The following is a 13,890-nucleotide window of genomic DNA, read 5'->3' as shown; positions in this document are numbered from 1 at the left end:
CCACGTGGGAGAGCCGCTCGCCGGGTGCGCGATGGTCATCACCGCGGACAGGCGCAAGCGCGAGTTCGCATCGGCGCTCGAACGGCGCGGCGCGACCGTCCACCACGCGCCTGCGCTCAGCACCATCCCGCACCTGGACGATGAACAGCTGATCGCGGACACGCGTGCGCTGATCTCTGCGCCGCCGGACATCGTGGTGGCCACCACCGGGATCGGGTTCCGCGGCTGGGTCGAGGCTGCCGATGCGGCGGGCCTCGCCGAGGACCTGCTGGACAGCATGCGCGGGGCGAGACTGATCGCGCGCGGCCCCAAGGCGCGCGGCGCGATCCAGGCGGCGGGCCTCGAGGCGGACTGGGTCGCGGAGTCGGAGACAGCGGCCGAGCTGCAGGAGTACCTGCTCGCCGAGGGCGTCGACGGCCTGCGCATCGCGGTGCAGCATCACGGCAACGGTTCCGACGGCCTCGACGAGGCATTCGAGTCGGCGGGTGCCGATGTTCAGTCCTTGCTGGTGTACGGATGGGGACCGCCTCTCGACCCCGACGCGCACCATCGCTGGATCGACGCGGTCGCCGCCGGTCAGGCCGATGCTGTGCTGTTCACGTCCGCGCCGGGCTCGCACGCGTGGCTCACTGACGTGCGCCGGGCCGGGCTGCTCGAGCCGATCCGCGCGCTCGTCGTATCCGGCGCGCTTCTACTCGCAGCCGTCGGCCCCGTGACTGCGGCCCCGCTCGAAGGCGCAGGACTGGCCACGAGCTACCCCGATCGCTGGCGGCTGGGAGCGCTCGTGCGCGAGCTCGTCAAGCACTACGGCGAGGCCACGGAGGCCATCCACACCCCGGACGGGCCGCTCGTGATGCGGGCGACCGCGGCTGTGCTGGACGGCCGCGTGCTGCCGCTCACGCCCACAGGCCTGGAGATCCTCAAGGCGCTCGCGCGCGCCGGGGGCAGCGTGCTCACGCGCGAGCAGTTGGGCGAGCTGCTGCCGGGCGCTCAGACGGGTCCACACGCGGTCGAGGCCGCGATCAATCGACTGCGTGAGAACGCGGGAAGTCGCGCGCTTGTCCGCACTGTCGTCAAGCGCGGCTACGCACTGGGGGTGAGCGCCGCATGAGCGCAATACTGATTGGCTGTGCCCACGGCACGCGAGCGGACGAGGGCCAGCGCACCGTGGTGGAGTTGCTCGACGCCGTGCGCGAGGCGATGGGGATCGAGGTGCGCGGTGCGTACGTCGACGTCCAGGATCCCAAGATCGACGCGGTCATCGACGGAGTTGAGGAAGGCGAGGGCGTGTCCGCCGTGGTCGTGCCGATACTGCTGGCTGGCGGCTATCACGTGTACGTCGACATCGCGGAGGCCGTCGAGGGTCGCACCGACATTCGGTCGACGGGTGCCCTCGGGCCCGATCCGCGGCTGCTGGAGATCGTGCGTGAGCGTCTCGACGAGCAGGGAGTGCCGCACGACGCGACGGTGGTGCTCGCCGCGGCCGGGTCTTCCGATCCCCGCTCGCAGGCGGATACCGAGCAGGCAGCGGAGATGCTGCGCGAGCACTGGGACGGGCCCGTGCGCATCGGCTACGCGGCCGGCACCAAGCCTTCCGTCGCCGATGCGGTGGCGTCCGCGCGTGAGAACGGCGAGGATGGCGACGTGGCCGTCGCTTCCTACCTGCTGGCACCCGGGCTCTTCCAGCGCCGCCTGCACGAGGCGGGCGCGGACTTCGTGACGGACCCGCTCGCGCCCCATCACATCCTGCTCGAGATCATCGCGGACCGGTTCCATGGCGCGCTCGGCTCCTGACCCCTTCGCTCGCCAGCGAGGGCTGTCGGGATTCGGTGAGCAGGGTCAGCGGGCGCTCGGTGGCGCGTCCGTCGCGATCGTCGGCGTCGGCGGCCTCGGCTGTCCGGTGGCTCAATATCTCGCCGCCGCAGGCGTGGGACGGCTCACGTTGATCGACTCCGATCACGTATCGCTCACCAATCTGCACCGGCAGATCCTCTTCGGACCCGACGACATCGGGCGCCCCAAGGCTCACGCCGCCGTCCATGCGCTGCGTGCGCGCGCACCGGGGATCGATCTGCACCCCGTGGTGCGCAGGCTGGACGCTTCGAACGCACTCGAGCTGCTCGCCGGCCACGACGTGATCGTGGACAGCACCGATACCTTCGCGTCCCGCCTCGTCGTCGCCGATACGGCGCAGGAGCTGGGCGTCCCCGTGGCGTGGGGTGCGGTGCAGGGCTGGCACGGCCAGGTGACCGTGTTCGCAGGTGCCGCGCGGATGCGCGACCTGTTCCCCGAGGAGCCCGCCGAGCCGATTGAGGCGTGCGAGGGAGGTGCCGTGCTCGGAACGCTGTGCGGGCAGGTGGGCGCCGCAATGGCGACCGAGGCGCTGAAGATCGCGAGTGGCGCGGGGACCTCGCTCGCGGGAATCCTCGCAGTGGTGGACGCGCGCACCGGCCGCTGGCGCGAGATCCCACTGGCCTCCAGCGGCCCCGACGCCCGGACGCCCCGAGAGGCCGCGAGTGCGGGATCTTGAATCGCACGTGGCACGGGCGCTCGCTCTCGTCGCCCCTCTCGCCCCGCATCAGCGGCCCCTGGCCCTCGCGCTCGGACTGACCGCCGCGCGCGATCACCGTGCTCGAGACGCCAGTCCGCCTTTCGACAACTCCGCGATGGACGGCTACGCCGTCCGTGCCGCGGATGTGCACGGTGCCAGCGCCGAGACACCCGTGCGCTTGCCGGTCGCGGGCGAGACGGCGGCCGGAGCGCCACCCGCCGCGGTGCGCGCGGGTCAGGCATGGCGGATCATGACCGGCGCTCCCATGCCCGATGGCGCCGATGCGGTGGTGCCGGTCGAGTCGACCGACGGCGGCACGGAGCGCGTCGCGGTGGCGAAGGCCGTGGAGCCGGGTCGTCACGTGCGCCGCGCAGGGGAGGACGCACTGCCCGGGGATGTCATCGTGTCCGCGGGTCAGACGCTCACGGCGACCCGACTGGGCGCGCTCGCAGCCGTGGGGGTATCTGCCGTCGATGTGGTGAGGCCGGCGCGCGTTGCCGTCATCGCCACGGGCGACGAGCTGGTTGAGCCGGGCGCCGCGCTGGGTCCGGGCGAGATCCACGACTCGAACTCTGTGCTGCTCGCCGCGCTGGTAAGGGAGGCCGGAGCCGAGCCCTTGGTGATGGAACGCGTGAGGGACTCGCCGGAGCAGCTGCTCCAGCGGCTCGCTGCGGCAGATGCCGATCTGGTGATCACCACCGGCGGGGTCAGCGTAGGCGCCTACGACGTGGTGAAGGCGGCGCTGTCGAGCGAGGGGGTCGAGTTCGTGAGCGTCGCGATGCAGCCAGGCAAGCCGCAGGGCCTCGGGACGGTGAGAGGCATGCCCATCGCGTGCTTGCCGGGCAACCCGGTGAGCGTGCTCGTGAGCTTCGCCGCCATCGTGGCGCCCATGATCGCGCGACTACACGGCTCCGAGACAGCGGTGGCGCAGCAGCGGACGAGCGCGACGGTGGAGCAGGGATGGGCCACCGCGCCGGGCAGGCGGCAGTTCATGCCCGTCCGCTTCACCGCACCCGGATCCGTGGCACCGGCGACGGCAGGCGGGTCCGGGTCGCACTTGATCGCGAGCCTCGCGGCGGCACAGGCGCTCGCGGACATCCCGGCCGACACCGAACGCGTGTCCGCAGGCGATACGGTGGCCCTCGTGAGGTGGATCCGATGACCGAGTTCACGCATCTGAACGACAGCGGTCACGCCCGCATGGTGGACGTAACGCACAAGCAGCCGTCCGTCAGGCGCGCGACGGCCGAGGCCTTCGTCGAGTGCGCGCCGCTGGTAGTGGCGGCACTGCGCGACGGCTCGGTGCCCAAGGGGGACGTGCTCGCGGTCGCGCGCATCGCCGGCATCGCCGCGGCCAAGCGGACACCCGAGCTGCTCCCGCTCGCGCACGCCATCGGTGTCCACGGCGTCGCCGTCGAGGCGAGCGTCGAGGACGAGGGCGTGCGCATCGTCGCCACCGCCTCGACCGCCGACCGCACCGGAGTCGAGATGGAGGCGCTCACCGCCGCCTCCGTCGCAGCGCTCAACGTGGTCGACATGGTCAAGGGGCTAGACAAGTCCACGTCCATTCGTGACGTGCGCCTGCTGTCCAAGGAGGGCGGCAAGTCCGGCGACTGGACGCGCCCGTGACCGCTACCTGCGCCGCCATCGTCCTGAGCGGCGGTGCCTCGCGCCGTCTTGGCGGCACGGACAAGGCGTCCCTTCGCGTCGGTGGCGCGTCCCTTCTGGATCACGCCCTCGCGGCTGCGGCGCCCTACGCGCCATCGGTGGTCGTGGGCCCCGCTACCGAGGATCATCCCGGCGTCTCCTACACGCGCGAGAACCCGCCGGGCGGCGGACCCGTCGCAGGGATTGCCGCGGGCCTCGAGGCTCTCGACACAGACACGCCGTTCGTGCTCGTGATGGCGTGCGACATGCCCCGCGCGATCACGGCTTTGCCCGCGCTGGTCACGGCCGCCGACACCGCGGCGGGCGACGGAGCGTGGGCAGTCGATGCTGGGGGCAGGACTCAGCCCCTGCTCGCCGTCTACCGTCGTGACAGCCTGGTCCGTGGGCTCGCGGGTCTCGGAGATGCGCACGGGGCCTCGATGCGGGCGCTCACAGCGGACCTGATCATGATCGAGGTGCCGGTAGGTGACGCCGCACGAGACGCCGATACCTGGGACGATGTGAGGGCACTGCGAGAGGAGATCCGATGACCACCAGTCAACTCGACGCGTGGGTCGCCGCGCTGGCCGCCGAGCTGGGGCTCGAATCGGCGGAAGTGGACATCGAGCGCCTGCTCGATCTGGCGCGCGATGCCGCTCATTCGATCACTCGGCCCGCCGCTCCGGTCACGACGTATCTGGTGGGCTACGCCGCGGGCATTGGCGACATGAGTGCCGAGGTCGCGTCGGAGCGTGCGACCGCCCTGGCGTTGCGGTGGACCGAGGAGATGCCCGGCTGATGGTGATGGTGAGGCTCTTCGCGGCAGCAGCAGAGGCCGCTGACGCGGACCAGACCGAGGTGTCCGCGCGGACCGTCGGCGAGCTCCGCGAGCGATTGGTGCAGGCGCACGGGGACGCACTCGACCGGGTGCTGCGACAGTGCGCCATCGTGGTCGAGGGCTCCCGGTCGGACGACGAGGTCGTGATCGTGCCTGGCACCACTGTAGATGTGCTGCCTCCTTTCGCGGGAGGCTAGCGCCCTTTCAGGCCGGATAGGCCTCGAGCGGCGGCACGTCGAACACGATTGCCGCTCCTGGCAACAGCCCCACGGCCCGAGCTGGGTCCAGGTCGGCCACCAGCGCCGTGCCATGGACTCGCACTACGTCACCCCGTGGCTCAATCGCGCACACCACATCCTTGACCAGAGTGCCGCTGCTTGCGCGATCACCGGAGACCACGTCCACTTCCCGGGGCCGAACTGCCGCCAGCGCCGTATCGCCCACGGCCATCCCTACCGCGGTCGCGCGCAATGGGAGCCCGTCGGCCGTCACCAGCTGCCCGCCCTCGGCCGCCGCCCCGCGCAGCAGCACGAGCCCCGCGAGGCTCGCCGTGAACTCCGTGCGAGGGCGAGTCATCACTTCGGACGTGCGGCCCTGCTCGGCGACGGAACCGCTGGACATGATGGCGACGTCGTGAGCGAGGAGGTGGGCGTCGAGAGCGTCGTGCACCGTCATCACCACCGTGAGCTCGCCGGCCACTGCCCGTACTACTGCACGCAGTTCCGACGCCGCCTCGATGTCGATGCCCGCGAAGGGCTCGTCGAGCAGCAGCACGTCGGGCCCGGAGGCGAGCGCCCGCGCGATTGCCACGCGGCGCTGCTGACCGCCGGAGAGCTCGGTGGGGCGGCGGTCGCTGAGGGGCCCCAGCCCTACCCGCTCGAGCCAGCCGACCGCCTGCGCCCGCGCATCGGCCCGGCTGGCCCCGCGCGAGCGAGGGCCGAACGCTACGTTGTCCAGCACGCTCATGGTGGGGAATAGGTCGTCGCCCTGCGTGACGAGCGCGACGCGGCGTTCGCGAGGCGGTGTCCATAGCGGGGGAGTGCGATCCAGGTCGTGCAGCACGCGCCCGTCCACCTCGACCGCCCCTCCCTCGGGACGCAACGTGCCGGCGATCGCGGCGAGCGCCGTGGACTTGCCCGACCCGTTAGGGCCCAAGAGCGCGAGGGTGCGGCCGGGCTGCGCCGTGATGGCAGCGTCGACGCCTCGTGCGGGAACCACCACGTGAGCCGTGAGCATCAGCGCGCGCTCCGCGAGGTGGGCCGATAGGCGACGGCCACCACCACGATCGCCACGGTGACAAGCAGCATCGCGAGGGCGACGGCGGCGTCCGCGTCGGTCTCGCGCCGCAGATAGATCTCCAGCGGCAGCGTGCGCGTGACGCCCGGAAGGCTGCCCGCAAAGGTGAGGGTCGCGCCGAACTCGCCCAGCGCTCGCGCGAAGGTCAGCACGGTGCCAGTAATCAGTGCGGGCCGGAGCGCCGGCAGGGTCACGCGCCACAGCGTGGTGGACCTGCTCGCGCCGAGAGTCGAGGCGAGCGACTCGTGGTGACCCGAGCGCGCCGCGACGGCGGATTCGACGGTGAGCACCATGAAGGGCATCGCTACAAAGGTCTGGGCGAGCACCACCGCGGCCGTGGAGAACGCGAGGTCCAGGCCGGCGTCCGCGAGGGGGCCGCCGACGAGCCCGCGCCGGCCAAACGCGTACAGCAGGGCCAAGCCGCCGACAACCGGCGGGAGCACCAGCGGCACCAGGACCAGCGCCCTGACTGCGGGGCGCAGGCGCGATCGCCACGTCGCGAGGGCGTAGCCGAGTGGCACGCCGAGCATGATGCACAGGACCGTGGACATTGCCGCGGTCCGGAGGCTCAGCGACAGGGCCTCGAGGGCCGCAGGTGCGGTCAGCAGTTCGGGCAGGCGCGCCCAGTCGAGCCGCAGCGTCGTGGCCAGCAGCGGGAGGGCCACCACGGCGGCGGCGGCGATCGCGAGTGGCAGCAGCCACCGAGGAGTGGAGCCCGTCATGGCGCACCGAACCCCGCGTCAGCGAGCACCGCGCGGCCGTCCGGTCCCGTCACGAAGTCGATGTAGGCAGTGGCGAGGTCGGTATGGGTCGCACCGGGGATGGGTGTGATGGCATAGGTGTTGGCGACCTCCGTCGCGCCCGGAATCTTCACCTCCTCGACACCATCCGCCCGGGCGACATCCGTGACGTAAACCACCCCCGCATCGGCCTGGCCCGAGGCCACCTTGCCCAGCACGTCCGTCACTGAGTTCTCTTGCGACGACGGCGAGAGCGCGACGCCCTGAGCCGCGGCAAGCTGCTCGGTCGCGAGACCGCACGGCACTTGAGGTGCGCAGATGACGCTCGTGAGGTCGTCGCGCGCCAGGTCAAAGAAGCCCGTCACCGCAGCGGGGTTGCCCGTCGGCACCACGAGCGTGAGGGTGTTGGTCGCGAAGACCGAGGCGGTGCCTAGCCCGACCATCTGGGCGGGGTGCGCGGAGGCGAACACGTCGGCGGGGCCGCCCTCGGCGATCTGGGCCGCGAGATCCGCGGAGCCGCCGTACACGGTGGTCACTTCGACATTGGGGTGTTCATCCTCAAAGCCGTTCTCGACGGACGCAAAAACGTCCGTCAGGGAGGCGGCGGCATACACCGTGAGGGTCTCAGGGGCCTCGCCGGGGGCGTCGCACGCTGTGACGGCCGCGAGGCTCACGGCGCCCAGCGCCACACTTCTCAGTACCGCGGCCGATGCGCGCCTCGCCTGCTTTTCCGCGCGTGCTGGGGTGTCGCATCGGCGGGGCGCTCGGGGCCTATCCACCGATCGCGCTCATCGGCCGGTCGGGCTGAAGGAAGCTGGGGTCGTCGATGTCGTGCCCCGGCTGCTTGAGCCGGAGGCACGCGGCGATGGCCTCCGCGAGCGCCGCATCGTCCGAGCCGTCCCGCAGGAGCATCCGCAGGTCTGACTCCTTGCGCGCGAACAGGCACGCGCGGAGCTGACCGTCCGCGGTGAGCCGCACTCGATCGCACGTGCCGCAGAACGGCCGGGTGACGGAGGCGATCACGCCCACCGAGGCGGGTCCGCCATCGATGTCCCACACCTGCGCGGGAGCGGCACCGCGCCCGCCGCGCTCGGTGAGAGCCCAGTGCGCCGTGAGCGCAGCGAGGATCTCTTCGCCGGTGACCATCTCGTGGCGGTCCCACGTATGCCCCGCATCGAGCGGCATCTGTTCGATGAACCGCATCTGATAGCCGTGCTCGACGCAGAATCGGGTGAGGTCCACGATCTCGTCGTCATTGACGCCGCGCATCGCGACGGCATTGATCTTGATGGGCGACAGCCCAGCAGCGTCGGCAGCGGCGATGCCGGCGAGAGTGTCGGTGAGCCGGTCGCGCCGGGTGAGCTCCAGGAACCTGTCGCGCCGGAGCGTGTCGAGCGAGATGTTGACGCGTGCGAGCCCGGCATCGCGCAGGGGGGCGGCGAGGGCGGGAAGTCGCAGCGCGTTGGTGGTGAGCGACAGTTCCGGCCGGCCTGCCGGGCCCTCCAGACGCGCCAGCCGGTCGACCACGTCGACCACGTCCGTGCGCAGCAGGGGCTCGCCGCCGGTGAGCCGAATCTCCTCGATCCCCATCTCGACCGCGACGCGGGCCACCCGCACCAGCTCATCGGTGCTCAGCATGGTGTCGCTCTTCAGCCACGGCACACCTTCGGCGGGCATGCAGTAGGTGCACCGCAGAGAGCATCGGTCGGTGAGGCTGATGCGCAGGTCACGGTGATCGCGGCCAAACCGGTCGGTCAGCCCGGGGTGTGCGGACGGCGTGTCACGAGCGCCGGTCATCGAATCCCCACCCAGGTGTGCGAGCCGTCGGAGAGGATCTCCCTCTTCCATACCGGCAGCTCGGCCTTGACGCGTTCGACGAGCTCGCGGCACGTCTCGAAGGCCTGTGCGCGGTGCGGGCTGGCGACGGCGGCGATGATCGCCGCGTCCCCGACCGCGAGCAGACCTACGCGGTGGGTGACCGCCAGCGCGGCCCCGTCGGGGCAGATCTCGCGGGCAATGCGCGCGATCTCCGCCTCTGCGTCGGGGTGCGCGGAGTACTCGAGGTGGGTGACCTCGCCCTCCACGCTCGGATCGTGGTCGCGCACCTGCCCCAGGAACGTCGCGACCGCGCCGTGCTGCGGCCCTGTGACCGCAGCCACGTGAGCGTCGAGACTGAGGGGGGCGGGGCCCACCCGCGCGAGCGTGACGCCCATCAGTGGTCGCCTCCGTCAATCTGAGACAGCAGGTGAGCGAGCAGGGGCAGCAGCGTTTCGATGCCGTCCCGCGCGCCGGGCTCTGACCCCGGGAGATTCACGATGACCGCCGGGGCGTGACCCGCGCTCACTCCGGCGAGGCCGCGGGTGAGGGCTGCCATCTCGGTGCTGCGCGCCCCGGAGGCTCGCAAGAGCTCGGGTATGCCCGGCAGTTCACGGGCGAGGAACGGCCGGGTCGCCTCAGGAGTGACGTCTCGCGGATGCACCCCCGTGCCGCCCGCGGTGAGCACCAGGCGTGCGCCCGAGGCCAGCGCCTGCTCGATCGCGGTGGTCACGGAGTCGAGACCGTCCGGTACCACCCAGGCCTCCACGGCGGCGCCGGCCGCGTGGAGTGCGTCGGCGACAGCGGGACCGGCGGTGTCCTCGGCCTGGCCCGCTGAGCGGCGATCGGAGACGGTGACGACCGCGGCGGATGCACCGGCCAAGGATCGCGCAGCACGCGCATCGGTCATGGTCCTGCCTGCCTTCTGGGTAGCCGTCAGGTCAGTGTAGGCAGCGAGCGTTTCCGGCGCGTTGCGTGCGGCGCGCGCCGCGACGCCGCCGGCCGTGATCAGGTCCTGTCGGCCTCGGTCAGCTCGTCGTGAAGCTCGTCGTAGAGCATCGCGTGGACCCTCTCGACCTGAGGGATGTTGTCGAACTCGAGCGGATCGTCGGACGCCGATTCGATGATCAGCGTGCCCGTGCGGAACATCCGGTCGATGAGTCCGTGGCGGAACTGAACCGTGTTCACGCGTGCGAGCGGAATGTCGATGCCGGACCTGGTGAAGACGCCGGTGCGGAACACCACCCGGCGATCGGTGATGACGAAGTGGGTCGTGATCCAGCGCACGAAGGGCGCGACCGTGAGCCAGCCGACGAGCACAGCCCACGCGACCAGCAGCGCGATGTCCAGCGCCAACGCGAGCGTCGCCTCCAGATCTCGCCCGTCGATCCACAGGTACAACGCGATCGCGCCGCCGGTGAGGACGGCTCCCCAGAGCGTGGGGGCGATGAGCGCCTTCCAGTGACGGTGCCGGTGGAGCAGCAGGCGTTCCTCGGGGGCGAGCAGCCGGTCGGGGTATCCCATGAGCGGACTCTATCGGCAGCGGGACGCCGACACACTGATGAAGGCCCCAGGAAACGCCGCGGCAACCAGCGGCGGCTACCGTGGGGCCATGACCGACGCCATCGCCCACACGCCCTGGACCGGATATACGCCCTCAGCCGCCTGGGACGAGGCGATGGACGTCGACGGCCGTATCCGCGAGCCGTACGCGCGCGTGTATGCCGAGATCGATCGGATGTCCGGTGACGACCTGGTGTCACGCGCCGAGGCTCTCGCGAACACCTATCTCGCACAGGGCGTGACGTTCGACCATGCGGGGGAGGAGAGGCCGTTCCCCCTCGACATCGTGCCTCGAGTGATCGGCGGCGACGAGTGGGACATCATCTCCCCGGGAGTGTCGCAGCGCGTGAAGGCGCTCGAGGCCTTCCTCTCGGATGTGTACGGCTCTCAGCATTGCGTCACCGACGGCATCGTGCCCCGGCGGCTCATCGCGACCTCACCGCACTTCTACCGCAAGGTCGCCGGCGTCGAGCCGGCGAACGGGGTGCGGGTCCACGTCTCCGGCATCGACCTGGTCCGCGACCAGCACGGCATCTGGCGCGTGCTCGAGGACAATGTGCGGGTGCCGTCGGGCGTGAGCTACGTGCTGTCGAACCGGCGCGCGATGTCTCAGATGTTCCCCGAGATGTTCGGCGCGATGGGCATCCGGCCGGTGCTGGAGTACTCGCGCCGGTTGCGGGCGTCGCTCGCGAAGTCCGCTCCCGAAGGCGTCGACGATCCCACGATCGTGGTGCTCACTCCGGGCGTGTACAACTCTGCGTACTACGAGCACTCGCTGCTCGCGCGCACCATGGGCGTCGAGCTGGTCGAGGGTCGCGACCTCGAGACCACGAACGGCCGCGTGTACATGCGCACCACCGCGGGCCGGCGCCGCGTGGACGTCATCTATCGGCGGGTCGACGACGACTATCTCGACCCGGTCGCCTTCCGCTCCGACAGCACGCTCGGTGCACCCGGGCTGGTGACCGCTGCACGGCTGGGCAACGTCACCATCGCGAACGCCATCGGCAACGGCGTGGCGGACGACAAGCTGATGTACACCTATATGCCCGACCTGATCCGGTACTACCTGAACGAGGAGCCGATCCTCCCCAACGTCGACACCTGGCGCCTCGAGGAGGCCGACGCCCGCGAGGAGGTCCTCGACAGGCTCGACGAGCTCGTGGTGAAGCCGGTGGACGGCGCAGGCGGGAAGGGTGTCACGATCGGCCCCCGGGCCTCTCGTGAGGAACTGGCACAGGTGCGTGCGCAGATCCTGCGCGACCCCCGCGGATGGATCGCGCAGCCCGTCGTCCAACTGTCGACGGTGCCGACCCTGACCGACGATGGCCTGGAGCCGCGCCACGTCGACCTGCGGCCGTTCGCCATCAACGACGGCGAGGACGTGTGGGTGCTACCCGGCGGCCTGACCCGGGTCGCGCTCGCGCGCGGACAGCTCATCGTCAACTCCTCGCAGGGCGGCGGCTCCAAGGACACGTGGGTGCTCGGTGGCGTGCGCCACCGTGGCTCGCTGCACGGTCCGGCGGAGTCACGCGTCGAGTTGAGCGGAATGACCTCGGTGCCGCAGGCGGCTCACCCCGACGACAACGTCGCCGGCCAGCAGGCGCAGCAGCAACAGCAGCAACAGCAGCTACGGACCGAGGGGAGCGAGCCATGCTGAGCCGGATCGCGGAGTCGCTGTTCTGGATCGGACGCTACGTCGAGCGCGCGGACAACACCGCCCGGCTCCTCGATGTGCACCTCAATGTGCTGCTCGAGGACCCCTGGGTCGACGAGCCCAGCGCCAACGCGTCGCTGCTGTCTGTCATGAACATCGCGCACGAGGACCAGGTGAGCCGCGACGATGTGCTGCGCAAGCTGGCCTTCGACGTCGGCAGTTCCGCGTCCATCGCGGGCACGCTCACCGCCGCGCGGGAGAACGCCCGCCGCGCTCGCGAGGTGATCAGCACCGAGGTGTGGGAGGCGCTCAACACCACCCGCATGGGCCTGCCGCGCTGGACCCGCGCTTCCCGGCCCCACGAGTACTTCGTGTGGGTGCGGGAGCGAGCTGCCATCGTGTGGGGGCTGTCCTCCGCCACCACCTCGCGTGACGACGCCTGGCACTTCATGGAGCTGGGCCGTTCGCTCGAACGTGCCGACATGATCGCGAGGCTGCTGATGACCCGCAGCCTCGAGGGCACCACCGGTCCCAACTGGACGACCCTGCTGCGCACGTGCTCCGCCCACGAGGCGTACCTGCGCACCGTGCGCGCACTCGTCACCGAGGAGCGGGCGGCGGAGTTCCTGCTGATCGACCGGCTCTTCCCCCGGTCCATCGCGTACAACCTTGACCGAGCCGAGTCGATCCTCACGGAGATCGAGGGTTCGGAGTCCAACCGTGTGCTGGCGGGACGAGCGCGGCTCGCGCTCGGCCGGGCACGCACCAATCTCGAGTACAGCCCGGTGCGCGACATTCTCGACGACCTCGTGCCGCAGATGCACGAGGTGCAGCGGGCGTGTGCGACCGCATCGGACCTCATTCGGGATCGCTACTTCCTGCCGGCCGCGACGGTCGCCTGGAACCAGGAGGCATTGTGACCCAGTTGAAGATCGAGCACCGGACCCACTTCCGGTACGGCAAGGATGTGCCGTCCTCGTACAACGAGGCGCGGCTCACCCCCGCCTGGTTGCCGCGCCAGCGCGTGCTCGACTCCAAGGTCGAGATCTCGCCCGTGTCGTGGCGGACCACGTACCGGGACTACTGGGAGTGTGACGTGACGGCGTTCGAGGTGCTCCAGCCTCACCGGACTCTCACCGTGCTGTCCTCGTCCCTGGTGGAGATCGTGTCGCAGCCGGTGCGGGCCGAGCGCGCAGATTGGGACACGCTCCATGGGCCTCGTTTCCAGGACCTGTTGTGCGAGTACCTCGACTACTCCGCGATGACCAAGCCGCCTGAAGAGCTCGCGAACTTCGCGGCCGAGGCCGCGGGGCGGCTGACGCCGGACGACACGGCCCGGGCGATCTGCGAGCATCTGTACGACGAGATCCGCTATGTGCCAGGCGCGACGAATGTTCACACTGCCGCATCGGACGCTTGGCAGGCGCGGTCCGGGGTGTGCCAAGACCTCGCGCAACTCGCCGCAGGCGCGTTGCGCAGCGTGGGCATCCCTGCGCGCTACGTATCGGGCTATCTCCACCCGAAGCGAGACGCCGAGATCGGCGAGACGGTCAACGGCGAGTCGCACGCCTGGATCGAGTGGTGGACGGGGGAGTGGACGGGCTTCGACCCGACCAACGACCGGGAGGTCGGGGACCACCACGTGATCGTGGGCCGCGCCCGCGAGTACTCGGACATCCCGCCCCTCACCGGTGTGGTCGCAGGCAGCACCGAGCATCTGGACGTCACCGTCTCCGTGACCCAGGTGGCGTGAGGCTGTGGGGGCGTGCAGCCGGTAGCCTGA

At 70.8% G+C, this 13,890-nt stretch carries 18 protein-coding genes; 11 read left to right on the top strand and 7 right to left on the bottom strand.

Features of this window, described 5'->3' with window-relative positions:
- Positions 1-4 precede the first annotated feature (4 nt).
- The 8 genes from ACNI3K_RS12700 to ACNI3K_RS12665 are packed head-to-tail and all read left to right on the top strand — an operon-like array spanning position 5 to position 5,233.
- Positions 5-1,111 (top strand): uroporphyrinogen-III synthase, encoded by a 1,107-nt coding sequence (locus ACNI3K_RS12700; RefSeq protein ID WP_419392278.1) that lies wholly within the window; start codon positions 5-7, stop codon positions 1,109-1,111.
- Entirely contained in the window at positions 1,108-1,794 is a 687-nt protein-coding gene (locus ACNI3K_RS12695) for a sirohydrochlorin chelatase (RefSeq protein WP_419392277.1), read from the top strand. The genes ACNI3K_RS12700 and ACNI3K_RS12695 overlap by 4 nt, the downstream gene beginning before the upstream one ends.
- Positions 1,775-2,530 (top strand): HesA/MoeB/ThiF family protein, encoded by a 756-nt coding sequence (locus ACNI3K_RS12690; protein ID WP_419392276.1) that lies wholly within the window; start codon positions 1,775-1,777, stop codon positions 2,528-2,530. The genes ACNI3K_RS12695 and ACNI3K_RS12690 overlap by 20 nt, the downstream gene beginning before the upstream one ends.
- Entirely contained in the window at positions 2,517-3,713 is a 1,197-nt protein-coding gene (locus ACNI3K_RS12685) for a molybdopterin molybdotransferase MoeA (RefSeq protein ID WP_419392275.1), read from the top strand. Before ACNI3K_RS12690 ends, ACNI3K_RS12685 begins: the two co-directional genes overlap by 14 nt.
- Positions 3,710-4,180, top strand: a complete 471-nt coding sequence (gene moaC / locus ACNI3K_RS12680) for a cyclic pyranopterin monophosphate synthase MoaC (protein ID WP_419392274.1) — start codon at positions 3,710-3,712, stop codon at positions 4,178-4,180. Before ACNI3K_RS12685 ends, moaC begins: the two co-directional genes overlap by 4 nt.
- Positions 4,177-4,749 (top strand): molybdenum cofactor guanylyltransferase, encoded by a 573-nt coding sequence (gene mobA, locus ACNI3K_RS12675; protein ID WP_419392273.1) that lies wholly within the window; start codon positions 4,177-4,179, stop codon positions 4,747-4,749. The genes moaC and mobA overlap by 4 nt, the downstream gene beginning before the upstream one ends.
- The gene (locus ACNI3K_RS12670; protein WP_419392272.1) at positions 4,746-4,997 is read left to right on the top strand and encodes a DUF6457 domain-containing protein; all 252 of its coding nucleotides are present in this window, start codon (positions 4,746-4,748) and stop codon (positions 4,995-4,997) included. The genes mobA and ACNI3K_RS12670 overlap by 4 nt, the downstream gene beginning before the upstream one ends.
- Positions 4,997-5,233, top strand: a complete 237-nt coding sequence (locus tag ACNI3K_RS12665) for a MoaD/ThiS family protein (protein ID WP_419392271.1) — start codon at positions 4,997-4,999, stop codon at positions 5,231-5,233. Before ACNI3K_RS12670 ends, ACNI3K_RS12665 begins: the two co-directional genes overlap by 1 nt.
- 7 nt (positions 5,234-5,240) lie before the next feature.
- Here ACNI3K_RS12665 and ACNI3K_RS12660 read toward each other — a convergent pair whose 3' ends face one another.
- The 7 genes from ACNI3K_RS12660 to ACNI3K_RS12630 form a co-directional block, all read right to left on the bottom strand.
- Entirely contained in the window at positions 5,241-6,272 is a 1,032-nt protein-coding gene (locus tag ACNI3K_RS12660) for a sulfate/molybdate ABC transporter ATP-binding protein (protein ID WP_419392270.1), read from the bottom strand.
- On the bottom strand, positions 6,272-7,054 hold the full coding sequence (locus tag ACNI3K_RS12655; protein WP_419392269.1) for an ABC transporter permease: 783 nt from the start codon (positions 7,052-7,054) through the stop codon (positions 6,272-6,274). Before ACNI3K_RS12655 ends, ACNI3K_RS12660 begins: the two co-directional genes overlap by 1 nt.
- Positions 7,051-7,746, bottom strand: coding sequence for a molybdate ABC transporter substrate-binding protein (gene modA / locus ACNI3K_RS12650; RefSeq protein WP_419392268.1), 696 nt, complete (start codon positions 7,744-7,746; stop codon positions 7,051-7,053). Before modA ends, ACNI3K_RS12655 begins: the two co-directional genes overlap by 4 nt.
- A gap of 97 nt (positions 7,747-7,843) precedes the next feature.
- Positions 7,844-8,869, bottom strand: coding sequence for a GTP 3',8-cyclase MoaA (gene moaA, locus ACNI3K_RS12645; protein ID WP_419392267.1), 1,026 nt, complete (start codon positions 8,867-8,869; stop codon positions 7,844-7,846).
- The gene (locus ACNI3K_RS12640; RefSeq protein ID WP_419392266.1) at positions 8,866-9,285 is read right to left on the bottom strand and encodes a molybdenum cofactor biosynthesis protein MoaE; all 420 of its coding nucleotides are present in this window, start codon (positions 9,283-9,285) and stop codon (positions 8,866-8,868) included. The genes moaA and ACNI3K_RS12640 overlap by 4 nt, the downstream gene beginning before the upstream one ends.
- A complete protein-coding gene (locus ACNI3K_RS12635; protein WP_419392265.1) occupies positions 9,285-9,797 on the bottom strand; it encodes a MogA/MoaB family molybdenum cofactor biosynthesis protein in 513 nt (170 codons plus the stop codon). The genes ACNI3K_RS12640 and ACNI3K_RS12635 overlap by 1 nt, the downstream gene beginning before the upstream one ends.
- 98 nt (positions 9,798-9,895) lie before the next feature.
- Complete coding sequence (locus tag ACNI3K_RS12630; protein WP_419392264.1) at positions 9,896-10,411, bottom strand: PH domain-containing protein; 516 nt, start codon at positions 10,409-10,411, stop codon at positions 9,896-9,898.
- Between the two features lie 88 nt (positions 10,412-10,499).
- Between ACNI3K_RS12630 and ACNI3K_RS12625 the strand changes: the two genes are divergently transcribed.
- From ACNI3K_RS12625 to ACNI3K_RS12615, 3 genes are read left to right on the top strand one after another with little or no spacing between them, the layout of a single operon-like run.
- Entirely contained in the window at positions 10,500-12,110 is a 1,611-nt protein-coding gene (locus ACNI3K_RS12625) for a circularly permuted type 2 ATP-grasp protein (protein ID WP_419392263.1), read from the top strand.
- Positions 12,104-13,027 carry an alpha-E domain-containing protein gene (locus ACNI3K_RS12620; protein WP_419392262.1) on the top strand — a complete coding sequence of 308 codons (924 nt, stop codon included), beginning with the start codon at positions 12,104-12,106 and terminating at the stop codon, positions 13,025-13,027. The genes ACNI3K_RS12625 and ACNI3K_RS12620 overlap by 7 nt, the downstream gene beginning before the upstream one ends.
- Positions 13,024-13,860 carry a transglutaminase family protein gene (locus ACNI3K_RS12615; RefSeq protein ID WP_419392261.1) on the top strand — a complete coding sequence of 279 codons (837 nt, stop codon included), beginning with the start codon at positions 13,024-13,026 and terminating at the stop codon, positions 13,858-13,860. Before ACNI3K_RS12620 ends, ACNI3K_RS12615 begins: the two co-directional genes overlap by 4 nt.
- Positions 13,861-13,890 lie beyond the last annotated feature (30 nt).

It is taken from the genome of Demequina ureilytica (genome assembly GCF_048553575.1).
GTDB lineage: Bacteria > Actinomycetota > Actinomycetes > Actinomycetales > Demequinaceae > Demequina.
This window is presented reverse-complemented; position numbering and strand designations above follow the sequence as displayed.